Annotated in this window: 1 protein-coding gene; it reads left to right on the plus strand. The window is 58.0% G+C overall.

What is annotated here, in order from left to right:
* Positions 1-31: 31 nt before the first annotated feature.
* Positions 32-921: hypothetical protein (locus tag QPK31_RS26110; RefSeq protein WP_290425797.1), on the plus strand; the 890-nt coding region annotated here is incomplete at its 3' end.

Raw genomic sequence — 921 nt, forward strand, 5'->3', positions numbered from 1 at the left:
AGGCGCTGTAACTGCTCGAAGCCTGGCAGTCATGGGCGACGCCAATAACCTTATCCCTGACCCACGCTTCAAGGATTTGGTGTGGTGGAATCTGGCCGGGCAGGAGGTTGACCCGCGCGACTGGACAGATTCCAATACTATCTCACCGTGGAAGCACAACGCCTCGCTGTATCTCCTGCCGAATGGCTATGTGGCGGAAGATGCGTGGACTGGCCTGATGCCAATCGTCCCCGGCGGGACGTACCTCATCGAGTACAAAATCGGGTTCTCAAACGATTGGTATGGCGAACTCACCATCGATTGGCACTGGCCCCTCGTCGCGTTCTACCAGAACGGTGTTCCATCGTCCGGCTATACGTGGTCGGATGGAGGTCCCATCCAGTACCCCAGCAACTCGCGCGGGTTCGCTACCGTTTCGCACGTCGTCACGATCCCCAATGACCCACGACTGGTAAATTCCCAGTTGCGCATCCGTCGTCGAATTTCGACGGGGTCAGCAGAGATCGGTGGTTTTTCGATCACACGCGTCATGGACAGTGTGCTGATCAAGGACGGAGCGATCACGGCGCAGAAGATTTCGGTTACTGAGCTGGCTGCAATCGTTGCCTTCCTGGGCAAGCTGCAGATCGGCCCCGACGGCCATATCCGCCAAGGCATGACGGACTACAAGGTCGGCAAAGGCCTCTGGATGGGCATGCACAACGGCGTGCCGAAACTGGTAGTCGGCGATCCTTCCAGCGGCATGCTGGAGTGGGATGGCAACCAACTCATCATTCAGAAAGCGAAAGAGGTCTCACCGTTCCGGGCCACTCTGCCGTCGATCGACCGACGCAGCCAAGCAAACACATCCACGCTTGTCACGTACGCAACTTTGTCGCCGACGCTGACTGATGGGACTGGGCCATTTAAGTACCGCTGGTC

Origin of the sequence: Massilia sp. YIM B02769 (assembly GCF_030411995.1) — a bacterium.
Lineage (GTDB): Bacteria > Pseudomonadota > Gammaproteobacteria > Burkholderiales > Burkholderiaceae_D > Telluria.